Source organism: Pseudomonas sp. 44 R 15 (genome assembly GCF_900004965.1).
Taxonomy (GTDB): domain Bacteria; phylum Pseudomonadota; class Gammaproteobacteria; order Pseudomonadales; family Pseudomonadaceae; genus Aquipseudomonas; species Aquipseudomonas orientalis_A.
In genome coordinates this window covers 1-24,226 of sequence record NZ_CVTU01000035.1, presented here as the reverse complement: position 1 = coordinate 24,226, position 24,226 = coordinate 1, and the positions used below count along the sequence as shown (strand labels likewise).

Below are 24,226 nucleotides of genomic sequence, written 5' to 3'. Positions count from 1 at the left end.
ACCAAAGGCGTCTGGCTAGAGCCCCTAAAAATAAGCCTCCTATTGGTAAGACGCGACATTTAATGTCAATATCGCGCCTTCCCCTATTTCGTCGCCCCGTGCGGCTTTCGCCGCAGGTCTCGCCCGTTGTCACAATAAACAAGGCTTTGAGTATCTGCGGTCTGTTGCAAAAAGGTAGTTAATGATGAGCGCAAGGCACTTTCTCTCCCTGATGGATTGCACGCCCGAAGAGCTGGTCAGCGTGATCCGTCGAGGCATTGAGCTTAAAGACCTGCGTAACCGCGGCGTACTGTTTGAGCCTTTGAAAAATCGCGTGCTCGGGATGATTTTCGAGAAGTCCTCGACCCGCACCCGCCTGTCTTTCGAAGCCGGCATGATTCAGCTGGGTGGCCAGGCTATCTTCCTGTCGCCACGCGATACCCAATTGGGCCGTGGCGAGCCGATCAGCGATTGCGCCATCGTGATGTCGCGCATGCTCGACGCCGTGATGATCCGTACCTTCGCCCACAGCACCCTGACCGAATTTGCCGCCAACTCGCGCGTGCCGGTGATCAACGGCCTGTCCGATGACCTGCACCCGTGCCAGTTGCTGGCCGACATGCAAACCTTCCTCGAACACCGCGGCTCGATCCAGGGCAAGACCGTGGCCTGGGTCGGCGACGGCAACAATATGTGCAACAGCTATATAGAAGCGGCCATCCAGTTCGACTTCCACCTGCGCATCGCCTGCCCCGAGGGTTACGAACCCAGCGCCGAGTTCATGGCCAAGGCCGATGGCCGTGTGCAACTGCTGCGCGATCCGAAAGACGCGGTGGTCGGCGCCCATCTGGTCAGCACCGACGTTTGGACCTCCATGGGCCAGGAAGACGAAACCGCCAGGCGCCTGGCCCTGTTCGCGCCATTCCAGGTGACCCGCGCCCTGCTCGACCTGGCCGCGCCGGACGTGTTGTTCATGCACTGCCTGCCCGCCCACCGTGGCGAGGAAATCAGCCTGGACCTGCTCGACGACCCGCGCTCGGTCGCCTGGGACCAGGCCGAAAACCGCCTGCATGCGCAAAAGGCCCTGCTCGAATTCCTCGTGCCGCCGTCGTATCACCACGCATGAGCCAGCCATTACTGCTGAGCCTGCGCAACCTGGCATGCGGCTATCAAGATCAACGGGTGGTGCAGAACCTCAACCTGCACCTCAACGCGGGCGACATCGGCTGCCTGCTCGGCTCCTCGGGCTGCGGCAAGACCACCACCCTGCGCGCCATTGCCGGGTTCGAGCCGGTGCACGAAGGCGAAATCAGCCTGGCGGGCGAAGTGATCTCCAGTGCCGGTTTCACGCTGGCGCCGGAGAAACGTCGTATCGGCATGGTGTTCCAGGATTACGCGTTGTTTCCTCATCTGAGCGTGGCCGACAACATCGCCTTCGGCATCCGCAAGCACCCGCACAAAGAGCGTGTGGTCGCCGAGTTGCTGGAACTGGTCAACCTCAAAGACTTGGGCAAACGCTTCCCCCACGAGCTTTCCGGTGGCCAGCAACAACGCGTCGCCCTCGCCCGCGCCCTGGCGCCGGAACCGCAATTGCTGCTGCTGGACGAGCCGTTTTCCAACCTGGATGGCGAACTGCGGCGCAAGCTCAGCCATGAAGTGCGCGACATTCTCAAGGCGCGCGGCACCAGTGCGATCCTGGTCACCCATGATCAAGAGGAAGCCTTCGCCGTCAGCGACCATGTGGGCGTTTTCAAGGAGGGTCGTCTTGAGCAATGGGATACGCCCTACAACCTCTATCACGAGCCGCAGACGCCGTATGTGGCGAGCTTTATCGGCCAGGGCTATTTCATTCGCGGGCAATTGAGCTCGCCCGAGTCCGTCAGCACCGAGCTGGGCGAGCTGCGTGGCAACCGTGCCTATACCTGGCCGACCGGTGGCGCGGTGGATGTATTGCTGCGACCGGATGACATCGTCTACGCGCCGGACAGTGCGCTGAAAGCGCGGATTGTCGGCAAGACCTTCCTCGGCGCGTCAACGCTATACCGCCTGCAACTTGCGACGGGCGCGCAGTTGGAGTCGATTTTTCCCAGCCATGTCGATCAGCAGGTCGGGGCGGATGTGGGCATTCGAGTGGCTGCCGAGCATCTGGTGCTGTTCCAGGCGTAAGCAGCTACCTGAAAAAACTGGTTTAAACCTGTAGGAGCGAGCTTGCTCGCGAAAAACTCACAGGCACCGCGTTCATTCAGGAAGTACGCGTTATCGTTGACGTTTTTCGCGAGCAAGCTCGCTCCTACTGGCATTAGGGCGAGCCCATCAGGCCCGGCCAATCGGCGCGAACCTGGCTTGGGTATGTTCAGCCAACACCTCGGCCGGCAGCTCAACTTCCAGCCCGCGCCGGCCAGCACTGACAAAAATCGTTGCAAACGGCTGCGCGCTCACATCGATGAACGTGCGCAAACGCTTCTTTTGCCCCAAGGGGCTGATACCGCCCAATAGATACCCGGTGGAACGCTGCGCGGCCGCCGGGTCAGCCATTTCGACTTTCTTGACGCCTGCCGCATTCGCCAGGGCTTTGAGATCAAGACTTCCGACGACCGGCACCACCGCCACCAGCAATTCACCCTTCTCACTGCTGGCCAGCAACGTCTTGAACACCTGCGCCGGGTCGAGGCCCAATTTTTCCGCGGCCTCCAGGCCATACGACGCCGCCTTGGGATCATGTTCATAACTGTGGATACGATGTTCGGCGCGAACTTTTTTCAACAGGTCCAAGGCAGGCGTCATGTGGGCTCCGAAAGATCAAACTGACCGTCAATTCTAGGCCAAGCCTGCGCAAAACGCTCTAGTACAGTCGCTCAAGCGCATACACAGCTGACTCCTTCGATGATCATTCACCACACCAATAGTTAGGAAATGACCAACCGTTCACTTTCGACCTTTGACAGCGGTCATTCTTGTCTATATTTTTTCGTTTCCGAATGCTGTAGGAATAACTCCCCAGTACTCGAGCAGTAAGCCGTGACCAGGATGGGGATCCTTGCCACGGTGAAAATCGCGCAACCGCCCGTTGAGGCAGTGCGCCAGACAAGAACAACAACTGAGGTTTTCCATGACAACTGCTCTTCAACAGCCCTCACTTTCGAGCCAATGCATGGCCGAATTCCTCGGCACTGCGCTGCTGATCTTCTTCGGTACCGGATGCGTCGCTGCGCTCAAGGTCGCGGGCGCCAGCTTTGGCTTGTGGGAAATCAGCATTATCTGGGGCGTCGGCGTCAGCATGGCGATCTACCTGAGTGCCGGTATTTCCGGGGCTCACCTCAATCCGGCGGTGAGTATCGCCCTGTGCATTTTCGCCGATTTCGAAAAGCGCAAACTGCCCTTCTATATCCTCGCCCAAATCGCCGGGGCCTTCTGTTCCGCCGCATTGGTGTACACGCTCTACAGCAATCTTTTTTTCGATTACGAACAAACTCACCACATGGTGCGTGGGTCCCAGGCCAGCCTGGAATTGGCCTCGGTGTTCTCCACTTATCCCCATGCGCTGCTGAGCACGGCCCAGGCGTTCCTGGTGGAAATGGTCATCACCGCGATCCTGATGGGCGTGATCATGGCCCTGACGGACGATAACAATGGCCTGCCACGTGGCCCGTTGGCTCCACTGCTGATCGGCCTGCTGATCGCGGTGATTGGCAGCGCCATGGGCCCGTTGACCGGCTTTGCGATGAACCCGGCGCGGGATTTCGGGCCCAAGCTGATGACCTTTTTCGCCGGCTGGGGTGAAATGGCCTTCACTGGCGGCCGCGATATTCCTTACTTCCTGGTACCGATTTTCGCGCCGATTGTCGGCGCATGCCTTGGCGCTGCCGCGTATCGCGGGCTGATTGCCCGTCATCTGCCGAGCGCCGCACCTGCTATAGCTGAAACACCTGACACGGCTGTCAACGGCAAGACCCGTATTTCCTGAAAGCGCCAGCCAGGGTCCCTGCCCTTCGTGACCCCGGCTGATTTCTGACTTCCTTATTTCGTCCAAGGCAATTGACATGACCGACCTTCAGAATAAGAACTACATCATTGCCCTTGATCAGGGCACCACCAGTTCCCGGGCGATCATCTTCGATCGCGACGCCAACGTGGTCTGCACCGCCCAGCGTGAATTCACCCAGCATTACCCGCAAGCGGGCTGGGTCGAGCATGACCCGATGGAAATTTTCGCGACCCAGAGCGCGGTGATGGTCGAAGCGCTGGCGCAGGCCGGCCTGCACCATGACCAGGTCGCCGCCATCGGCATCACCAACCAGCGTGAAACCACCGTCGTGTGGGACAAAGTCACCGGCCGCCCGATCTACAACGCGATCGTCTGGCAATGCCGCCGCAGCACCGAGATCTGCCAGCAGCTCAAACGCGACGGCCACGAGCAGTACATCAATGACACCACCGGCCTGGTCACCGACCCGTACTTTTCCGGCACCAAGCTCAAGTGGATCCTCGACAACGTCGAAGGCAGCCGCGAGCGTGCGCGTAACGGCGAACTGCTGTTCGGCACCATCGACAGCTGGCTGATCTGGAAATTTACCGGCGGCAAGACCCACGTCACCGACTACACCAACGCCTCGCGCACCATGCTCTTCAACATCCACACGCTGGAGTGGGATGCGAAGATGCTGGAGATCCTCGACGTACCGCGCGAAATGCTGCCGCAAGTGAAGTCGTCGTCGGAAATCTACGGCCGTACCAAAAGCGGTATCGCCATCGGCGGCATCGCGGGTGACCAACAGGCTGCCCTGTTCGGCCAGATGTGCGTCGAAGCCGGCCAGGCCAAGAACACCTACGGCACCGGTTGCTTCCTGCTGATGAACACCGGCGACAAAGCGGTGAAATCCAAGCACGGCATGCTCACCACCATCGCCTGCGGCCCCCGTGGCGAAGTGGCGTATGCCCTGGAAGGCGCGGTATTCAACGGCGGCTCCACCGTACAGTGGTTGCGTGACGAGCTGAAGATCATCGCCGATGCCACCGACACCGAATACTTCGCCGGCAAGGTCAAGGACAGCAACGGCGTGTACCTGGTGCCCGCGTTCACCGGCCTGGGCGCGCCGTACTGGGACCCGTACGCCCGTGGCGCACTGTTCGGCCTGACCCGTGGCGTACGCGTGGATCACATCATTCGTGCTGCCCTGGAGTCGATTGCCTACCAGACCCGCGACGTGCTCGACGCCATGCAGCAGGACTCCGGCGAACGCCTCAAGGCCCTGCGCGTGGACGGCGGTGCGGTGGCCAACAACTTCCTCATGCAGTTCCAGGCCGACATCCTCGGCACCCAGGTCGAGCGCCCGCAGATGCGCGAGACCACCGCACTCGGCGCGGCCTACCTGGCCGGCCTGGCGTGCGGCTTCTGGAGCAGCCTGGATGAGTTGCGCGGCAAGGCGGTCATCGAGCGCGAGTTCGAACCGCAACTGGACGAGGGCGCCAAGGAAAAGCTCTACGCCGGCTGGCAAAAAGCGGTCAGCCGCACCCGTGACTGGGAGCCGCACGAAGGCGCTGAATAAGCCAACCGCAGGTTGTAACTGGCAGGGAGCGGATTCCTGCGTCATCATGGGCCACTTTTGTATGGCAGCCCAAAGGACGCCCCATGAATCTGCCTCCCCGCCAACAACAAATCCTCGAACTGGTCCGCGAACGCGGCTACGTCAGTATCGAGGAAATGGCGCAGTTGTTCGTTGTCACCCCGCAAACCATCCGCCGCGATATTAACCAGCTGGCGGACGCCAATCTGCTGCGCCGCTACCACGGCGGCGCGGCCTATGACTCCAGCGTCGAGAACACCGCGTACGCCATGCGTGCCGACCAGATGCGCGATGAAAAGCAGCGTATCGGCGAAGCCATCGCGGCGCAGATTCCCGATCACGCCTCGTTGTTCATCAATATCGGTACCACCACCGAATCCATCGCCCGTGCGTTGCTCAATCACCATCACCTGAAAATCATCACCAACAACCTCAACGTCGCCACCATGCTCAGTGCCAAGGACGACTTCGACGTGTTGCTGACCGGCGGCAATGTGCGGCGTGACGGCGGTGTGGTTGGCCAGGCCAGCGTCGATTTCATCAACCAGTTCAAGGTCGACTTTGCGCTGGTGGGTATCAGCGGCATCGATGAAGATGGCAGCCTGCTCGACTTCGATTATCAGGAAGTGCGGGTTTCCCAGGCGATCATCGCCAATGCGCGGCAAGTGATCCTGGCGGCGGACTCCAGCAAATTCGGGCGCAACGCCATGATTCGCTTGGGACCGATCAGCCTGGTGGACTGCCTGGTCACCGATCAGCAGCCGGTGCCGGCGCTGGTACAGGTGTTGAATGAGCATAAGGTTCGTCTGGAAGTCGTCTGACTTCTCGTTCCCACGCTCTGCGTCCGCTGTGACGCAGAGCGTCATAGGCTGAATTCCCACGCGGAGCGTGGGAACTATCGGTTCACAAATTTTCCTTTCCCCGCCCTTCGATGAGTTTTTTCAATCGAAGTCGGCTGGCTGTGCCCGCATTTATCAGCTACCATTTTCGCAAATGAACATTAATGTTCGAATTCCAATACGAAAAGATCGCGAGGCCAAGCCGATGAACCCTTCTACCTTGCCTGCCCCACCGCTTGCCGAAGTCTATGATGTCGCCGTTATCGGCGGCGGGATCAATGGCGTCGGCATTGCAGCAGACGCAGCCGGTCGCGGTTTGTCGGTATTCCTTTGCGAAAAGGACGACTTGGCCAGCCACACCTCGTCAGCCAGCAGCAAACTGATCCACGGTGGCTTGCGCTACCTGGAGCACTACGAGTTCCGTCTGGTACGCGAGGCCCTGGCCGAGCGCGAAGTGCTGCTGGCGAAGGCGCCGCACATCGTCAAGCAGATGCGCTTCGTGCTGCCGCACCGTCCGCACCTGCGCCCGGCCTGGATGATTCGTGCGGGCCTGTTCCTGTATGACCACTTGGGCAAGCGCGAGAAACTGGCCGGTTCCAAAAGCCTCAAGTTCGGCGCCGACAGCCCGCTGAAAAGCGAAATCACCAAAGGCTTCGAATACTCCGACTGCTGGGTCGACGACGCCCGCCTGGTGGTGCTCAATGCCATGGCTGCACGCGAGAAAGGCGCCCATATCCACACCCAGACCCGCTGCATCAGTGCACACCGCAGCAACGGCCTGTGGGAAATGAACATGGAGCGCGCCGATGGCAGCCTGTTCTCGATCCGCGCCCGTGCGCTGGTAAACGCCGCAGGCCCGTGGGTCGCCAAGTTCATCAAGGAGGATCTGAAGCTGGATTCGCCTTACGGTATCCGCCTGATCCAGGGCAGCCACCTGATCGTGCCGAAACTCTACGACGGGGCGCATGCGCACATTCTGCAGAACGAAGACCAGCGCATCGTCTTCACGATTCCGTACCTGAATCACCTGACCATCATCGGCACCACCGACCGTGAATACACCGGCGATCCGGCGAAAGTGGCTATCACCGAAGGTGAAACCGACTACATGCTCAAGGTGGTCAACGCACACTTCAAGAAACAGCTGAGCCGTGACGACATCGTGCACACCTATTCGGGCGTACGTCCGTTGTGCAACGACGAATCGGATAACCCGTCTGCCATTACCCGCGACTACACCCTGTCGTTGTCCGACGCTGCCGGCGAGGCACCGATCCTGTCGGTGTTCGGCGGCAAGCTGACCACGTATCGCAAGCTGGCTGAATCGGCCATGGCGCAACTGGCGCCGTACTTCACGCAAATGCGCCCAAGCTGGACCGCCAAGGCCAGCCTGCCCGGCGGCGAAGACATGACCACGCCAGAAGCCCTGGCCGAGGCGATTCGCAGCAAGTTCGACTGGCTGCCAGGCGAAATCGCCCGTCGCTGGTCGACCACCTACGGCAGCCGCACCTGGCGCCTGCTGGAAGGTGTGCAGACCCAGGCCGACCTGGGTGAGCACCTGGGAGGCGGGCTCTACACCCGCGAAGTCGATTACCTGTGTGCTGAAGAATGGGTGACGCAGCCTCAGGACGTGCTGTGGCGCCGTACCAAGCTGGGCCTGTTCACCACGGCGGCGGAACAGGACAACCTGCAACGCTACCTGTCCCGGGTTGAACAGAACCGCAGCAAGATCGAAGCGGCCTGACCCCCTCCCGACACTGTAGGAGCGAGCTTGCTCGCGAAAAACCCGAGAGCGCCGCGTTTATGCAGAATAACCGCGGCGCTTTTGCGTTTTTCGCGAGCAAGCTCGCGCCTACCGTCAGCGGATGTGACATTCGGTTTTCCGAACGTTATACCTCCTCTCTATTCGGTTAGCCGTACCTGCGATGCAGACAGCGACTGTCACACAAAGTTAATTTCCATGTAATTCAATACGTTAAGCTTTTGTTTTCGGTATGGCACGACTCATGCTCTACACTTCCTGACGATTGCCCGAGACGCCTCAGGAGCCGTCAAGGCATTCGCTGTACAAGAGAGCCGTTTAGCTGGCTTCATAAAAAAAACAAATGTCGAGGAAGTATTGATGCGCATCGTTCCCCATATCCTGGGCGCAGCTATCGCTGCTGCTCTGATCAGCACTCCAGTTTTCGCCGCCGAACTCACCGGCACGCTGAAGAAAATCAACGACTCCGGCACTATCACTCTCGCTCACCGCGACAGCTCCATCCCGTTTTCCTACATTGCGGATGGTTCGGGCAAGCCTGTCGGCTACTCCCATGACATTCAACTGGCCGTCGTCGAAGCCCTGAAAAAAGACCTGAACAAGCCCGACCTGAAGGTCAAGTACAACCTGGTGACCTCGCAAACCCGCATTCCGCTGATCCAGAACGGCACTGCGGACCTTGAGTGCGGCTCCACCACCAACAACGCCGAACGCGCCCAGCAAGTTGATTTCACCACCAACATCTTCGAAATCGGCACCCGCCTGCTGGTCAAGAAAGACAAGGAAGGCAAGCCGTCCTACGCCGACTTTGCCGACCTGAAAGGCAAGAACGTCGTGACCACCGCCGGCACCACGTCCGAGCGCATCATCAAGGCGATGAACGCCGACAAGCAGATGGGCATGAACGTCATCTCCGCCAAAGACCATGGCGAATCCTTCCAGATGCTCGAAAGCGGCCGCGCCGTAGCGTTCATGATGGACGACGCCCTGCTGGCCGGTGAAGAAGCCAAGGCCAAGAAGCCGGACGACTGGGTCATCACCGGTACTCCGCAGTCCTTCGAAGCCTATGCCTGCATGGTTCGCAAAGGCGACCCGGACTTCAAGAAAGCCGTGGATGACGCCATTGTCAGCCTGTACAAGTCCGGCGAAATCAACAAGATCTACGCCAAATGGTTCGAAAGCCCGATCCCACCGAAAGGCCTGAACCTCAACTTCCCGATGAGCGACAAGGTCAAGGAGCTGATCGCCAACCCAAGCGACAAACCAGCGCCAGAAGTAAAAATCTGATACCTGACTAAGCTAATCCCCTGAGGGAACCACCCCTCCCTCAGGCGTCTGTTACTACCTGCTGGCTTTAACTTGGAACACTCGACCTGGCGGTTTTCGAGCCGATCGTGTGTGCCTGGCGTTCAACGTCAGGTGGGAAATGGCATTCCCCAAGCGGGTGCTTGTACATCGATCGATTTCGGGGGAGACCCTAATGAATTACAACTGGGACTGGAGCGTGTTCTTCAAGTCCACTGGCGTTGGCAGCGAGACTTATCTCGACTGGTACATCGCCGGCCTGGGCTGGACCATCGCCATCGCTGTCGTGGCATGGATTGTCGCCTTGCTGCTGGGCTCCATTCTGGGAGTCATGCGCACCGTGCCAAACCGCCTCGTCGCGGGCATCGCGACCTGCTACGTGGAACTGTTTCGAAACGTGCCGCTGCTGGTTCAGCTGTTTATCTGGTACTTCCTGGTACCCGACCTGCTGCCGCAGAACCTGCAGGACTGGTACAAGCAAGACCTCAACCCGACCACCTCGGCCTACCTGAGCGTCGTCGTGTGCCTGGGCCTGTTCACCGCCGCCCGTGTGTGTGAGCAAGTGCGCACCGGCATCCAGGCGCTGCCCCGTGGCCAGGAAGCCGCAGCTCGCGCCATGGGTTTCAAGCTGCCGCAGATCTACTGGAACGTGCTGCTGCCCCAAGCCTACCGCATCATCATTCCGCCGCTTACCTCCGAATTCCTCAACGTGTTCAAGAACTCCTCCGTGGCGTCCCTGATCGGCTTGATGGAACTGCTGGCACAAACCAAGCAGACCGCCGAGTTTTCGGCCAACCTGTTTGAAGCCTTCACCCTGGCCACGCTGATCTACTTCACCCTGAACATGAGCCTGATGCTGCTGATGCGCGTGGTCGAGAAGAAAGTCGCAGTGCCCGGCCTGATCTCCGTGGGGGGTAAATAATGGACTTCGATTTCAGCGGCATCATCCCCGCGATCCCGGGCCTGTGGAACGGCATGGTCATGACCCTGCAGCTGATGGTCATGGGCGTGGTCGGCGGCATCATCCTGGGCACGATCCTGGCGCTGATGCGCCTGTCGTCCAGCAAGCTGCTGTCCCGCGTGGCCGGCGCCTATGTGAACTACTTCCGTTCGATCCCGCTGCTGCTGGTCATCACCTGGTTCTACCTGGCGGTGCCCTTCGTGCTGCGCTGGATCACCGGCGAAGACACGCCGATCGGCGCGTTCACTTCGTGCGTCGTGGCGTTCATGATGTTCGAAGCGGCGTACTTCTGTGAAATCGTGCGGGCCGGCGTGCAGTCGATCCCCAAGGGACAGATGGCTGCCGCTCAGGCGATGGGCATGACCTACGGCCAGACCATGCGCCTGATCATCCTGCCCCAGGCGTTCCGCAAGATGACGCCGTTGCTGCTGCAACAGTCGATCATCCTGTTCCAGGACACCTCGCTGGTCTACACCGTGGGCCTGGTGGACTTCCTCAACTCCGCCCGCTCCAACGGCGACATCATCGGCCGCTCCAATGAGTTCCTGATCTTCGCCGGTGTCGTCTACTTCATCATCAGCTTTTCCGCCTCGCTGCTGGTCAAGCGTCTGCAAAAAAGGTTTGCCGTATGATCTCTATCAAGAACATCAACAAGTGGTATGGCGACTTCCAGGTGCTGACCGACTGCAGCACCGAGGTTAAAAAAGGCGAAGTGATCGTGGTGTGCGGGCCGTCCGGCTCGGGCAAATCCACGCTGATCAAGTGCGTCAACGCGCTGGAACCGTTCCAGAAGGGCGACGTCGTCGTGGACGGCACCTCGATTGCCGACCCGAAGACCAACCTGCCGAAACTGCGCTCGCGCGTGGGCATGGTGTTCCAGCACTTCGAGTTGTTCCCGCACCTGACCATCACCGAAAACCTGACCATCGCGCAGATCAAGGTGCTTGGTCGCAGCAAGGAAGAAGCCACCCAGAAGGGCCTGCAACTGCTTGAGCGCGTAGGCCTGTCGGCCCATGCCCACAAGCACCCGGGGCAACTGTCCGGTGGCCAGCAGCAACGTGTCGCGATTGCCCGCGCCCTGGCCATGGACCCGATCGTCATGCTGTTCGACGAACCGACCTCGGCGCTGGACCCGGAAATGGTCAACGAAGTGCTCGACGTGATGGTGCAACTGGCCCACGAAGGCATGACCATGATGTGCGTGACCCACGAAATGGGCTTTGCGCGCAAAGTGGCCGACCGCGTGATCTTCATGGACGCCGGCAAGATCATCGAAGACTGCCCGAAAGAAGAATTCTTCGGCGACATCAGCGCCCGCTCCGAACGTGCGCAGCACTTCCTTGAGAAAATCCTGCAGCACTAAGTAAAGCTTCCCCTGCCGAAACCGGGCCAATGTGGGAGGGGGCTTGCCCCCGATAGCGGTGGATCAGTTAAAGCTGTACCGACTGACACACTGCTATCGGGGGCAAGCCCCCTCCCACAGTGGACCACACAGGCTGGCAGCGCTGGTTGACCCAAGGCATCTGTGATGAAATGCGACCCCACTCAATATCGCGCCGCGCCGCCATCACTTGCCGTGAAGCCTCGTCTGATACGCCAACTGTTCCTGCCGCCGTTGATCATCGCCCTGATGATCGGCCTGGGTTTTATCGGCTTCTGGGTCAGTGAGTACTACGGCATCCGCACCCTCAGCGACAATGGCGGACGCCAGCTGGAGCTGCATGCCCGCACCGTCGAAAGCGAACTGAGCAAATACACCTACCTGCCCAGCCTGCTCGAGCTCGAATCCAGCGTTTCGCTGCTCCTGGCCGATCCCAACCAGGAAACCCGCAAGACCGTCAACGATTACCTCGAAGGCCTGAACCGCCGCAGCCGCAGCCGGGCCATCTACGTCATGGACACCACCGGTCGGGTACTGGCCACCAGTAACTGGCGCGACGCCGACAGTTATCAGGGTGAAGACCTGTCCTTTCGCGCCTATTTCCAGAACGCCGTACGCGGCCAGCCCGGTCGTTTCTACGGCATTGGCAGCACCAATGGCGAACCCGGCTATTACCTGGCCCACGGCCTGGAAGAGCACGGCAAGATCATCGGCGTCGCCGTGGTCAAGGTGCGCCTGGAAGCGCTTGAGGAACGCTGGCAGCGCGCGCGCCTCGAAGCCTTCGTCAGTGACGAAAACGGCATCATTATCCTGTCCAGTGACCCGGCCCGCCGTCTCAAGGCGGTGCGCCCCCTGAGCGATGACACCAGGGACCGACTGGCGCACAGCCTGCAATATTACTGGGCGACCCTGAGTGCGCTGGAGCCCCTGGCCCGCGAGCGCTTGAACGAAGGCAGCGAAAAGCTGACCTTCCCGGCCAACAGCGAAGTGGTCAGCGACAAGCACGAAGTCAGCTACCTGGCGCAAACCCGCCCGCTGAATGACACGCCGTGGAATTTCACCCTGCTTACCCCGCTCAATGACCTGCGCCGCGCCGCCATCAACCAGGGCATCCTGGTCGCCGTCGCGTTCGGTCTGGTCGCATTTTTGCTGATTGCCTGGAACGAGCGGCGCAAGGTCATCGCCACCCGCCTCGCCGCGCGCGAAGCCCTGCAGGAAGCCAACAGCCAGTTGGAGCGACGGATTGCCGAACGCACCGCCGACCTGCGCGCCAGCAACGATCGCCTCAAGGGCCAGATCCGCGAACGGCGCCAGGCCGAAGAGACTTTGCGCCACGCCCAGGACGAACTGGTGCAGGCCGGCAAACTCGCGGCAATCGGCCAGATGTCCACCAGCATCGCCCACGAATTGAACCAACCCCTGGCCGCGCTGCGCACCCTGTCCGGCAACACCGTGCGTTTCCTCGAACGCGGGGCCCTGGACACCGCGAGCGCCAACCTCAAGACCATCAACGAACTGATCGACCGCATGGGCCGCATCACCGCCAGCCTGCGCTCGTTTGCCCGGCGCGGTGACGACCAGGGCGAGGCGAGCCTGGCCAAGGCCGTGGACGCCGCGTTCCAGGTGCTCGGCGCGCGCATGGACAGCGTGCCGCTGGCCGTGCACCGTGAGTTCGCCAATGTCCAGTTGCAGATCGACCAGACGCGCCTTGAGCAGATCCTGGTCAACCTGATCGGCAACGCCCTCGACGCGATGCAGGCGCAACCGGCGCCGCAGTTGTGGCTCGAAGGCCACAGTGCCGAGGGCAAGTATCGCCTGCGGGTGCGCGATAATGGCCACGGCATTGACCCCGAGGCGCGCAAGCATCTGTTCGAGCCGTTCTTTACCACCAAACCCGGCGAGCAAGGCCTGGGCCTGGGCCTGACCTTGTCTGCGAGCCTCGCGGCGGCCACCGGCGGCAGCCTGGCGGTGGAACATCCGGCCAGTGGTGGTACCGCGTTTGTCCTGAACCTGCCGTTGGCGGGCGCCGAAAAAGTTGAGTCGACATGAATATGCAAGCCCAAGCCCTCACTGTTCTGATCGTCGAAGATGACCCCCATGTGCTGCTGGGTTGCCAGCAAGCCCTGGCGCTGGAAGACATTCCCAGCGTTGGCGTGGGCAGCGCTGAAGAAGCCTTGACGCACATCGGCGAGAACTTCGCCGGGATTGTCATCAGCGATATCCGCCTGCCGGGCATCGATGGGCTGGAGTTGCTGACCCGCCTCAAGGCGCTGGATAAAAGCCTGCCGGTGGTGCTGATCACCGGGCATGGCGACATTTCCATGGCGGTCGGTGCCATGCGCAACGGCGCCTACGACTTCATGGAAAAACCCTTCTCCCCCGAGCGTCTGGTGGACGTTGCCCGGCGTGCCCTGGAGCAGCGCGGGCTGGCGCGGGAAGTCTGGTCGCTGCGCCGCCAGCTGGCCGAACGCGACTCACTGGAGGGTCGCATCATCGGGCGCTCGCCGGCCATGCAGGCCCTGCGCGAACTGATCGCCAACGTCGCCGACACCTCGGCCAACGTGCTGATCGAAGGCGAAACCGGCACCGGCAAGGAGCTGGTCGCGCGTTGCCTGCATGACTTCAGCCGGCGCCATTCCCACCCGTTCGTCGCACTGAACTGCGGTGGGTTGCCGGAGAATCTGTTCGAAAGCGAGATATTCGGCCACGAAGCCAACGCCTTCACAGGCGCCGGCAAGCGCCGCATCGGCAAGATCGAGCACGCCCATGAGGGCACGCTGTTTCTCGATGAAGTGGAAAGCATGCCGATCAACCTGCAGATCAAACTGTTGCGGGTGCTGCAGGAACGCACCCTCGAACGCCTGGGTTCGAACCAGAGCGTGGCCGTGGACTGCCGGGTGATCGCCGCCACCAAGTCCGACCTCGACGAACTGAGCCGCGCCAGCCAATTCCGCAGCGACCTGTACTACCGGCTCAATGTGGTCACCCTGGAACTGCCGCCCCTGCGCGAGCGCCGTGAAGACATCCTGCAGTTGTTCGAACACTTCCTGCAGCAATCCTCGCTGCGCTTTGATCGCACCGCGCCGGAACTGGACAACCAGACGCTGTCGAGCCTGATGAGCCACGATTGGCCTGGCAACGTGCGCGAACTGCGTAACGTCGCCGAACGCTTCGCCCTGGGCCTGCCCGCGTTCAAGAAAAGCGGCACGGGCGGCAGCACCCAGGGCCTGGCCTTTACCGAGGCGGTGGAAGCCTTCGAGCGCAACTTGCTCAACGATGCCCTGCAACGCAGCGGCGGCAACCTGACCCAGGCCAGCCAGGAACTGGGGATGGCCAAGACCACGCTGTTCGACAAGGTCAAGAAATACGGGTTGAGTCACTGATGGATCTATTTCTGAAAGCCGCGCTTGGCGCTGCGGTAGTGCTGATATTGGCGGCGCTGGCCAAGACCAAAAACTATTACATCGCAGGCTTGGTGCCGCTGTTTCCTACCTTTGCGCTGATCGCCCACTACATTGTCGGCAAGGGCCGCTCGGTGGAGGACCTGAAGACCACGATACTGTTCGGGATGTGGTCGATCATTCCGTACTTTGTGTACCTGGCCACGTTGTATGTGGTGGTGGATCGGATGCGGCTGGAGGCGTCGCTGGCAGTCGCCGCAGTCGCTTGGTTGATGGCCGCGACGATACTGGTCAGCATCTGGGTACGCGTCCACACCTGACACACCACAGTCCAACTGTGGGAGGGGGCTTGCCCCCGATTGCGGTGTGTCAGTCACCTTATCTTTAACTGACCCACCGCTATCGGGGGCAAGCCCCCTCCCACAGTTTCAATCACATTCGGTCAGCGGACTATTTTGTCGACCTGGATGCCAAGCTTCTTCAGGCGGTACCAGAAACTGCGCTCTGAAATCCCGATGCGCTGCGCCGCGGCGGCCTGTACCCCGTTGCTCTCCTGCAAGGCCGCCAGGATGTACGACTTCTCCACCTCCGCCAGCGCCGCATCCAGGTCCTGCGGTACACCCGGCCCATCGGCCAGGATTGTCGCCGCGCCGACATCGGCGGGCCTGGAGGCGAACAGGTAACCCGGCAAATCGATATCTTCGATCACCGGCGACGCCGCCACGATGGTCGCCCGCTCCACGCAGTTTTGCAGCTCGCGGATATTGCCCGGCCAGTGGTACGCCGCCATGGCCTGCAAGGCTTCGGGGCTGAACCCGCTGATGCGTTTGCCGGTGGTCGCGCTGAGGGTGCGGGCGAAGTGCCGGGCCAGGGGCGTGATATCTTCCACACGCTCGCGCAGGGCCGGCAGCGGAATCGGGAAGACATTCAGGCGGTAATACAGGTCTTCGCGAAACTCCTTGTTGGCCACGGCGTCCAGCAGGTTCTTGTTGGTGGCGGCGATCACCCGCACGTCCACCTTGCGCTCGCGGGGGTCGCCCACCGGTTCGATAACCCGTTCCTGCAAGGCGCGCAGGATCTTGGCCTGCAAGGCCAACGGCATATCACCGACCTCATCGAGGAACAGCGTGCCCTTGTCGGCCTGCATGAAGCGCCCTACCCGATCAGCCACCGCGCCGGTGAACGCGCCTTTGCGATGACCGAACATCTCGCTTTCCAGCAAACCTTCAGGAATCGCCGCGCAATTGACCGCCACGAACGGCTGGTCGGCACGGCTGCCGTGCTTGTGAATGGCGCGGGCGACCATTTCCTTGCCGGTGCCGCTTTCGCCGGTCAGCAGGATGGTTGCGCTGCTGTCGCGCACCGAGTCCACCGCTTGCAGCACTTTGCGAAACGCCGGGCTGTCGCCCACCAGGCTGTCGAACTGGGCGTGCTCATCCAGCTCGGCGCGCAGCCGTGCGTTATCGCGCATGATGTCGCGAAATTGCAGGGCCTTGGCCACGGTGATATCGAGCTCGTCGATATCGAACGGCTTGGCAATGTAGTCGTAGGCGCCATTGCGCATCGATTGCACGGCATTTTTCACCGTGCTGTAGGCCGTCATCACGATCACCGGCACGTTTGGATAGCGCTGCTTGATCTCGGCCAGCAATGCCGGCCCGTCCATGCCCGGCATGCGCCAGTCGCTGATGACCAGGTCGATGTCCTCCTGCTCCAGCACTTTGAGCGCGTGCAGGCCATTGCCGGCGGTAAACACCTGGATGCCGTTCTGGCTCAGTGCGGACGACAGCAGTTCACAGAGCTTGGGCTCGTCATCGACCACCAATACGTTATGCGTCATGCCCGTCCTCATCCTCGCCGTTGTCTTCACCGTTAGCCGGAATGTACAGGTTGAAGGTGGCGCCGGCATCTTTCTCGGTGACGCACTCGATGCTGCCGTCGTGACTTTCCATGATCGAATAGACCTTGGCCAGGCCCAGGCCTGTGCCCGAGGCCTTGGTGGTGACAAAGGGCGTGAAGATGCGCTCGACCATATCCGCCGGGATGCCCTCGCCGGTATCGGCGATGCTGATCACGGTATTGTCGCCTGCGCTGCGGATACCCAGGGTGAGACGCCCGCCTTCGGGCATCGCGTCGATGGCGTTGAGAATCAGGTTGAGACAGGCCTGCTTGAGCTGCTTGGCGTCCGCGTAGATCGTGGCGTCGGGCGCTTGGTCGTCAATCTGGGCGTCGATGTTGTGGGTACTCAATTCCGGGGCGCAGAAACCGAGGATTTCCTCCACCAGCGCGCGTGCCGGTTGCAGGACACGCATCGGCGGATTGGGCTTGGCGAAATCGAGGAATTCGGTGATCAGTTCGTTGATCCGGCTGACCTCGCTGATGACGTACTCCAGGTGGCGCTTGTCGGTGTCCGGCAGGTCGGCGCGACGATGCAGCAGTTGGGTGGCGGTCTTGATGATGCCCAGCGGGTTGCGGATTTCATGGGCCAGGCCCATGGCGACTTCACCCAGGGCATGCAGACGGTCACGCCGGCGTAGCTGGGCTTCCAGATGATGCAATTCGCCCAGCCGTGCAGTCATGTGGTTGAACGTGCTGCTCAGTTGCGCCAGTTCGTCGCCGCCGCTGACCACGACGCGGTGCGTGTAGTTGCCGGAGATCACCGCGTTCACGCCCTGGGACAAGTCACGCAGGGGCTGGGTCAGGCGTCGTGACACCCACATGCCTGCGGCCAGCGACAGCGCCGAGCTGACCAGGAAAATCAGCAGGAACAAATTGCTCTGGTTCACCAGCCCCACCAGGCTCGTGTGGCGCAGCAGGCCGCTGAAGATCACACCTTGCAGCTCGCCGTCGTCGTTGAAGATCGGCCAGTACAAGCCGCTGTACTGAGTGGTGAACTGCTCGCTCGGCTGCCGGGTGCTGCGCAGCTCGGCTTCGACGTCTTTGGGAATGCGCGACGGGTGATTTTCGAAACGCTGAGTCGAGAATATCTCGGAAAACCCCGACGGGTTGGCCAGGTACAAGCGCAGGTCGAGGGAATGCACGTCGGCCACGCTGGTAAGGAAACTGCTGTCCAGGTAAGTCGCCACCAGCAGCACATAATCGACCCCATCGCGGGTGGTCTCGAAGGTCGACACCACCAGGCCTGTGCTCACACCGGCCACCTGTATGGTCTGCAACACCGCATTGCTGGTCAGGCTGATCTGCTTGACGATATCGTCGGCGGCGGTGCTGAACAGCACCTTGCGGTCGCTGGTACGAATCAGTGCCACCACATCGATGTCGGTGGCGCTGGCGATGTCGGCGGTGAGCTGATCATGCCGTTCAGCCTGCCTGGATGAGGGTGGGCTGGCGTAGCGCAGGAACAGCTTGGCCATGCGCGCGTTATCGTGAAGGATGTCGCCGATCTCGTCCTTGACGATCTTGGTCGACTCCTGCAGCCAGATGCGCACGTTACTGTCGAAAATCTGCGACAGCGTGGTGGCGGCCAGTTCCGCCGCGATCATGGTCGGGATCACGCTGACCAGCCAGAAGGCCAGCACCAGCTTGCGCTGCACGCTCCAGCGTGAAATGGCAAAAGGGCGGGCTTTCTGGCGGGTCTTGGTAATCATCAGGTTTCGCTTATCGCAGCAGCCATGGCAGGGTCGGAACGGTCCGGTCGGATAAACAGTTTTACAAGCGCGAGCAGGCCGTTGACCAGCCGATTGCGGTGGCGGAAAAACAGGCTGTTGCCCTGGAACTGGCAACCCAGGCGCAGTTTACTGGCATAACCGGCCTGGCCGCATTCGTACAGCGCAATATTGTGTTGAATACAGTAGTCGACATTGGTCAGCCAGCTGCGAAAGTACAGGTTGTACTCACGGCTGAACGTGATGTCATGCCCGAAAAACTTGTCGATCAGCCGATGCTCGTCAAGCAGCATCAGGTTGAACGCCACCAGGTGCTCGTCCACCCAGTAGAGAACACACACCGCACGCTCTTGCAGTTGCTCGAGAATCCCCGTGAAGTAACCGGCAGGCAGGCGTTCGAACTGCAAGTCCGCGCGTGTGAGTGTCGCTTCATAGAGGCGCATCACCTCGGGCAGCACGTCATCGATGTTGTGCCGCCACTCCACCCGTGGCCCCGGCGCGCGCAGTTTGCGCCGCAGGTCCTTGCGGGTGGATTTGCCCAGCGAGCCCAGGTAGGCATCCACCGAACCATAGGGTAGCGGCAACACGCCGGTGGGCAGGCTCGGCATGCTTTGAAAGCCTGCGGCGCGACAACTCTGGGCCCAGTGCGCATCGTGGGTCGGTGCGTCCTTGACCGCCAGCAGGCCGATGCCGAACCCGTCGGCATCGCGCCGCGCCGCGATGAGCAATTGCTCGAGCAACAGGGGCCTGCGCCCCTCGGGCACGTGGCTGGCGACACCCGCGTCACACCGTTCGGCCACCGGCGAGCCGATCGCGTACAGGGCCAACTGCAAGGCCCCCGGCCACAGGCGTTGCAAGCGCTCGGTCAAGCGTTTGCCGACCCCGGACACCGTGGTGTCGAGGCGATAATGGGTCATGAACGCGACCGCCACGGCCACCAGCGTTTGATCTTCGTAGACGGCCAGGTAACGCCACTGGAAGTCATCGATCGCGGCGTTTTCCACGGCGAGGTAATAGTCCCAGTCCTCCAGGGCACCGGGGAAACAGTCATTCCAGGCATCGCGCTGGATAGCCCGGATAGACGGGTAGGCTTGGGTGGTTATCACAGTTTTTCCTTATCAACACCGCCCCTGCTGCAGGAGCGAGCGTGCTCGCGAAAATCGCGCAGAGACCGCGTTCAGCCTGGCATTACGCGTTATCGTGAACGACCTTCGCGAGCAAGCTCGCTCCTACAGGTCAGCGAATCAGGCCACACGATTGAGATGCATCGAATGCCGCTCGACAAACTCGGCGCTCAACTCGATCACACGGCGGTATTGCAGGTCGACGGTAATCATGTGATAGCAGTTATCCAGCAGAATCTTGGTCACCGGGCCACCGAGGTGGCGCTCCACGTAATCGGCGTTCCAACGGCTGGTGATGTCGTCCTCGATGGAGTGCAACACCAGCGCCGGTGCCTTGATCGCCGGCATGCGCTTCTTGACCACGGCGTTGAGGCGATGCAACTCGCGCACGGTGACGCCTTCCATGGTCAACAACCCCGCCTCGCTGCTCTCGCCCTCCTTCATCTGCCGCTCGACGACGGCCCGCAGGCGTTCGTTCTTGATGCCATAGGGCGGCTTCTCCTCGAAGCTGCAGACGTGCACGCCGAACGGAATCTTCATCAGCAACGGCGTGAGAAAGGCCAGCTTGTTGATGCTCCAGCCGTCGTACTTCAACGTGGTGGAATACATCAGCAGCCCCGCGACCTGCCCCGGGTGCTCGGCGGCCACGTACATCGACATCACCGCGCCCATGGACAAGCCGCCGACGAACACCTGCGCGTGACGCCGCTTGACCTGTACGAAGGTCTTGCGCACCCCTTCGTACCAGTCGCGCCAGCCGGTGGCCTGCAGGTCGCTGTTATCGCCGCAGTGCCCGGCCAGGGTGGGCACGTACACCGTGCAATTGCCCGCTTTGACCAGCCCCCTGGCGACCTGGCGCAATTCCGTTGGAGTGCCGGTCAGGCCGTGAATCAACAGAATCCCGACCGGACCCTCACCGAGAACGAAGCCGGCACCGCCTTCACCGAGGTCGATCTCGCCGATACTCACCGGTTGGTCGCTCGCACCAGCAGTTGCTCGAGCAGCTTCAGGCCCAGATCGATTTCCGGGTAGCTGATTTCCAGGGACGGTGCCAGGGTGATCACGTTCTTGTAGTAACCGCCCACGTCGAGGATCAGGCCGAGTTTCCGGCCATCGACCACCATGTCGCCTTTCATGCCTTCCTCGACCATGTAGTCCAGGGTCGCCTTGTCCGGGGCGAAGCCATCCGGCCCGCAGATTTCGCAGCGCAGCGCCAGGCCCAGGCCGTCGACATCACCGATGATCGGAAAACGTTTCTGCAAATCCTGCAGGCCTTCAAGGAAGTATTTGCCCTTGGCCATGACCATTGCGCCGTAGTCGATTTCGCTGGTCATCTTGAACATTTCCAGACCCACCGCCGTGCCCAACGGGTTGGAGGCGAAGGTGGAGTGGGTCGAGCCTGGCGGGAAGATCTTCGGGTTGATCAGCTCTTCTCGGGCCCAGATGCCGCCCAGCGGGTTGAGGCCGTTGGTCAGCGCCTTGCCGAACACGATCACGTCCGGCTGCACGTCGAAGTGCTCGATCGACCAGAGTTTGCCGGTGCGGTAGAAGCCCATCTGGATTTCATCCGAGACCATCAGGATGCCGTGCTGATCCAGGACGTGCTTGAGTTCGCGATAGAAGTTCATCGGCGGGATCACGTAGCCGCCGGTGCCCTGGATCGGCTCCACATAGAACGCCGCGTATTCGCACTGGTTGGTTTTCGGGTCCCAGACACCGTTGTATTCGGTCTCGAACAAACGCGCGAATTGCTGCACGCACTGGCTGCCGTACTCTTCCTTGGTCATGCCTTTGGGGCCGCGGAAGTGATACGGGAACGGAATGAAGTTGGCGCGCTCGCCAAAATGGCCGTAACGGCGACGGTAGCGGAAGCTCGACGTGATCGACGAGGCACCGAGCGTACGGCCGTGGTAGCCGCCTTCGAAGGCGAACATCAGGCTCTTGCCGTTGCTGGCGTTGCGCACCACTTTCAACGAGTCTTCAATCGACTGCGAACCGCCGACGTTGAAGTGCACGCGACCGTCGAGGCCGAATTTTTTCTTGGCGTCGACCGCGATCATTTCCGACAGCTCGATCTTGCCTTTGTGCAGGTACTGGCTGGCGATCTGCGGCAGCGTGTCGATCTGCTGTTTCAACGCATTGTTCAGGCGCGGGTTGGCATAACCGAAGTTGACGGCCGAGTACCACATCTGCAGGTCGAGGTAGGCCTGGTCTTCGGTGTCCCACACGTAGGAGCCTTCGCAGCGACTGAAAATACGCGGCGGCTCGATGTAGTGAACGGTGTCGCCGTAGGAACAGTACTTGGCTTCTTTATCCAGAAGGATCTGGTCTTCGGCGGTGGCGATGCGGATATCAGACATGATGGAAGAGGTCCTGAGTGTCGGAAGAGGTATTGAAAGTCGCGGCGTTGGCGGCGATGCCTTGCGGCAGTTGCGCCAGCAGGGCAGGCACCTCGGCAAAGGTGTCAAAGCGCGCATGAGGAATCTGGTGAGCGACGCAATACTCGGCGAGGCTGCCCTTGGCGAACACGAAGTCGGCGGTGGAGGCCACGCACATGTCGGATTTGCCGTCGCCGATCACCAGCACGCGCTTGTTGCCCGGCGTGGACTTGCACTTGCAGTTGCCGGAAGCGGCGCGGCAGGCATCGCTGGCGTACGGAAAGTCGATGCGCCAGCTGTTCTGGTCGATCTGGCGCAGGCGGTTGGCGAGGATCGGCAGCAAAGTCACGTAGTTGCGCGACAGAATGCGTGCGATGCCCTGCTCGATGCCGTCGCTGACCACTTCGATAGTCGCGCCCAGGCCCATGACGTGATCGACGAAATCCGGGAAGTCCGGGTCAATCTCGACGCTGTCGAAATACGCCAGCAGTTCACTGGGGGTGGCCTTGATCAGCGCCAGCTGGCGGCTCAGGCATTCGCGTGAACCGATATGTCCATCCAGCCATTGCTGTTCGATGGTTTCCCACTCGGGGCCGGCGAAGCGTTGGAGGACGTTGTCGATGACATCGGTGGGGGTGATGGTCCCGTCGAAGTCACACACGATATGCCATTGGATCATTGCGTCTACCTTTGGAAAGAGGCGCGCTGTATGCGCTTGCATTACCGGTAGAGCAGGGAGCGTGCCAACAGGCCAGGGCCCAGCGGGGCTGGGGCTTTCTCAGGGTTTGCAGAGGATATGTGTTCGGCAAGCTACAATTTTTGTAGCTTGCTACAAACAAGATGAGTGCTTGCGGGCAAGGCGCAGTCTGCGCGTTCATGCGCGCATGAACTCATCAGGAAAGCGTGCCATGTCCACCTTCACGTCTGTCGTATGCGCAGGGTTTCTCGGGCTGTGCGGCCTCTCCAGTGCCGCCTGCGCGCAAGGCATCAGCGGCGACGTGGGCGCCGGCCTCAGCTACCAGCCCCATGACCCGACGGGCAGCCGCTACGAAACCCGCCCCGTGCCCTACCTGGACCTGGACTGGGGCGACGTCAGCCTGGGCACCGATGACGGCTTGACCTGGAGCGCGTTGAACGCCCATGGCATCACCGCCGGCCCGTATATCAATTACCTGTCGGGGCGTACGTCCAACGGCGCGCTGCAAGGTCTGCGCAATGTGTCGGACATGGCCGAGGTCGGCGGGTTCGTCCAATACGCCCCGGCCGATTTCTGGCGGGTCTACGCGCAGGTGGGCCAGGCCGTGGGCGGTGGGCATACGCAAAGTGGCGCGCTCGGCAAACTGGGCGGCGAACTGGGCTATCCACTGGGTGGCGGGATTATCGGCAGCACCGGGCTGGTCGCGCATATTGCCGATGCACGCCAGGCCAATACCTTCTTCGGCGTGGACAACCACGAAGCCGCCGCCACGGGCTTTCGGCCCTACACCGCCAGCGGTGGCGTGCAGAACGTGACGCTGAGCCAGAGCTTCGCGTTCCCGGTGGCAACGCACTGGTCATTGCTGACCAGCGCCAGTTGGGTCCACCTGGTCGGTTCGGCAGCCAAAAGCAGCATCGTCAGACAGGCCGGCAGCGTCAACCAGCGCCAGGTGCAGACGGCGATCAGCTACAGCTTCAATTAAAAGCCACCACCGATCTACCTGATGTATAGAGATCAACATGTGGGAGGGGGCTTGCCCCCAATAGCGGTGGGCCAGTCGCAGATGCACTGACTGACACTCCCTCATCGGGACATAGGTATCTACACAAGTCAGTAGCGCCCAACCGTAACCACGATGCGAAGCGAGCCGCTCTTGATCTTGATCTGCTTTTGATCTCAGGCGCCCCGTTAAACCACGCTGGCCGAACG

At 61.1% G+C, this 24,226-nt stretch carries 21 protein-coding genes; 14 read left to right on the top strand and 7 right to left on the bottom strand.

Annotated elements, in window-relative coordinates; all coding sequences use genetic code 11:
* Positions 1 to 184: 184 nt before the first annotated feature.
* Both argF and BFP93_RS03080 read left to right on the top strand, forming a co-directional pair.
* Positions 185 to 1,105, top strand: a complete 921-nt coding sequence (argF, locus tag BFP93_RS03085; protein WP_065885995.1) for an ornithine carbamoyltransferase — start codon at positions 185 to 187, stop codon at positions 1,103 to 1,105.
* The gene (locus tag BFP93_RS03080) at positions 1,102 to 2,145 is read left to right on the top strand and encodes an ABC transporter ATP-binding protein (protein ID WP_065891905.1); all 1,044 of its coding nucleotides are present in this window, start codon (positions 1,102 to 1,104) and stop codon (positions 2,143 to 2,145) included. Before argF ends, BFP93_RS03080 begins: the two co-directional genes overlap by 4 nt.
* Positions 2,146 to 2,292: 147 nt before the next feature.
* Here BFP93_RS03080 and ybaK read toward each other — a convergent pair whose 3' ends face one another.
* The gene (gene ybaK / locus BFP93_RS03075; RefSeq protein WP_065891904.1) at positions 2,293 to 2,763 is read right to left on the bottom strand and encodes a Cys-tRNA(Pro) deacylase; all 471 of its coding nucleotides are present in this window, start codon (positions 2,761 to 2,763) and stop codon (positions 2,293 to 2,295) included.
* Positions 2,764 to 3,088: 325 nt separating this feature from the next.
* On the opposite strand from ybaK, the gene BFP93_RS03070 reads away from it, so the two are divergent.
* The 11 genes from BFP93_RS03070 (at position 3,089) to BFP93_RS03020 (ending at position 15,512) form a co-directional block, all read left to right on the top strand.
* Positions 3,089 to 3,943, top strand: a complete 855-nt coding sequence (locus BFP93_RS03070; protein WP_065891903.1) for an MIP/aquaporin family protein — start codon at positions 3,089 to 3,091, stop codon at positions 3,941 to 3,943.
* 76 nt (positions 3,944 to 4,019) lie between these two features.
* Positions 4,020 to 5,525 carry a glycerol kinase GlpK gene (gene glpK / locus BFP93_RS03065; RefSeq protein ID WP_065891902.1) on the top strand — a complete coding sequence of 502 codons (1,506 nt, stop codon included), beginning with the start codon at positions 4,020 to 4,022 and terminating at the stop codon, positions 5,523 to 5,525.
* A gap of 83 nt (positions 5,526 to 5,608) precedes the next feature.
* Positions 5,609 to 6,364 carry a DeoR/GlpR family transcriptional regulator gene (locus tag BFP93_RS03060; RefSeq protein ID WP_057724781.1) on the top strand — a complete coding sequence of 252 codons (756 nt, stop codon included), beginning with the start codon at positions 5,609 to 5,611 and terminating at the stop codon, positions 6,362 to 6,364.
* Positions 6,365 to 6,587: 223 nt separating this feature from the next.
* Positions 6,588 to 8,126 carry a glycerol-3-phosphate dehydrogenase gene (gene glpD / locus BFP93_RS03055; protein ID WP_065891901.1) on the top strand — a complete coding sequence of 513 codons (1,539 nt, stop codon included), beginning with the start codon at positions 6,588 to 6,590 and terminating at the stop codon, positions 8,124 to 8,126.
* 378 nt (positions 8,127 to 8,504) lie between these two features.
* Positions 8,505 to 9,431 carry a glutamate/aspartate ABC transporter substrate-binding protein gene (locus BFP93_RS03050; RefSeq protein ID WP_065885989.1) on the top strand — a complete coding sequence of 309 codons (927 nt, stop codon included), beginning with the start codon at positions 8,505 to 8,507 and terminating at the stop codon, positions 9,429 to 9,431.
* 193 nt (positions 9,432 to 9,624) lie between these two features.
* Positions 9,625 to 10,371 (top strand): amino acid ABC transporter permease, encoded by a 747-nt coding sequence (locus tag BFP93_RS03045; protein WP_065885988.1) that lies wholly within the window; start codon positions 9,625 to 9,627, stop codon positions 10,369 to 10,371.
* Positions 10,371 to 11,042 (top strand): amino acid ABC transporter permease, encoded by a 672-nt coding sequence (locus BFP93_RS03040; RefSeq protein WP_046071144.1) that lies wholly within the window; start codon positions 10,371 to 10,373, stop codon positions 11,040 to 11,042. The genes BFP93_RS03045 and BFP93_RS03040 overlap by 1 nt, the downstream gene beginning before the upstream one ends.
* Positions 11,039 to 11,773 (top strand): amino acid ABC transporter ATP-binding protein, encoded by a 735-nt coding sequence (locus BFP93_RS03035; protein ID WP_065885987.1) that lies wholly within the window; start codon positions 11,039 to 11,041, stop codon positions 11,771 to 11,773. The genes BFP93_RS03040 and BFP93_RS03035 overlap by 4 nt, the downstream gene beginning before the upstream one ends.
* Before the next feature lie 165 nt (positions 11,774 to 11,938).
* The gene (locus tag BFP93_RS03030) at positions 11,939 to 13,840 is read left to right on the top strand and encodes a sensor histidine kinase (protein WP_065891900.1); all 1,902 of its coding nucleotides are present in this window, start codon (positions 11,939 to 11,941) and stop codon (positions 13,838 to 13,840) included.
* Positions 13,837 to 15,174 carry a sigma-54-dependent transcriptional regulator gene (locus BFP93_RS03025; RefSeq protein ID WP_065891899.1) on the top strand — a complete coding sequence of 446 codons (1,338 nt, stop codon included), beginning with the start codon at positions 13,837 to 13,839 and terminating at the stop codon, positions 15,172 to 15,174. The genes BFP93_RS03030 and BFP93_RS03025 overlap by 4 nt, the downstream gene beginning before the upstream one ends.
* The gene (locus BFP93_RS03020; protein WP_065891898.1) at positions 15,174 to 15,512 is read left to right on the top strand and encodes a GlpM family protein; all 339 of its coding nucleotides are present in this window, start codon (positions 15,174 to 15,176) and stop codon (positions 15,510 to 15,512) included. The genes BFP93_RS03025 and BFP93_RS03020 overlap by 1 nt, the downstream gene beginning before the upstream one ends.
* 122 nt (positions 15,513 to 15,634) lie before the next feature.
* On the opposite strand, the gene BFP93_RS03015 is transcribed toward BFP93_RS03020, so the two are convergent.
* The 6 genes from BFP93_RS03015 to BFP93_RS02990 all read right to left on the bottom strand — a co-directional run bounded on the left by BFP93_RS03015 (position 15,635) and on the right by BFP93_RS02990 (position 22,999).
* Positions 15,635 to 17,032: a sigma-54-dependent transcriptional regulator gene (locus tag BFP93_RS03015; RefSeq protein ID WP_065891897.1), complete on the bottom strand. Its 1,398-nt coding sequence runs from the start codon at positions 17,030 to 17,032 to the stop codon at positions 15,635 to 15,637.
* On the bottom strand, positions 17,022 to 18,800 hold the full coding sequence (locus BFP93_RS03010; protein WP_065891896.1) for a sensor histidine kinase: 1,779 nt from the start codon (positions 18,798 to 18,800) through the stop codon (positions 17,022 to 17,024). Before BFP93_RS03010 ends, BFP93_RS03015 begins: the two co-directional genes overlap by 11 nt.
* Positions 18,800 to 19,924 (bottom strand): GNAT family N-acetyltransferase, encoded by a 1,125-nt coding sequence (locus BFP93_RS03005; RefSeq protein ID WP_065891895.1) that lies wholly within the window; start codon positions 19,922 to 19,924, stop codon positions 18,800 to 18,802. Before BFP93_RS03005 ends, BFP93_RS03010 begins: the two co-directional genes overlap by 1 nt.
* Positions 19,925 to 20,062: 138 nt before the next feature.
* Positions 20,063 to 20,911, bottom strand: a complete 849-nt coding sequence (locus tag BFP93_RS03000) for an alpha/beta hydrolase (RefSeq protein WP_065885980.1) — start codon at positions 20,909 to 20,911, stop codon at positions 20,063 to 20,065.
* Positions 20,908 to 22,302 (bottom strand): aspartate aminotransferase family protein, encoded by a 1,395-nt coding sequence (locus BFP93_RS02995; protein ID WP_065891894.1) that lies wholly within the window; start codon positions 22,300 to 22,302, stop codon positions 20,908 to 20,910. Before BFP93_RS02995 ends, BFP93_RS03000 begins: the two co-directional genes overlap by 4 nt.
* Complete coding sequence (locus BFP93_RS02990; protein WP_065885978.1) at positions 22,295 to 22,999, bottom strand: HAD-IB family phosphatase; 705 nt, start codon at positions 22,997 to 22,999, stop codon at positions 22,295 to 22,297. Before BFP93_RS02990 ends, BFP93_RS02995 begins: the two co-directional genes overlap by 8 nt.
* Positions 23,000 to 23,228: 229 nt before the next feature.
* On the opposite strand from BFP93_RS02990, the gene BFP93_RS02985 reads away from it, so the two are divergent.
* On the top strand, positions 23,229 to 23,999 hold the full coding sequence (locus BFP93_RS02985) for a MipA/OmpV family protein (protein ID WP_065891893.1): 771 nt from the start codon (positions 23,229 to 23,231) through the stop codon (positions 23,997 to 23,999).
* Positions 24,000 to 24,226: the final 227 nt, after the last annotated feature.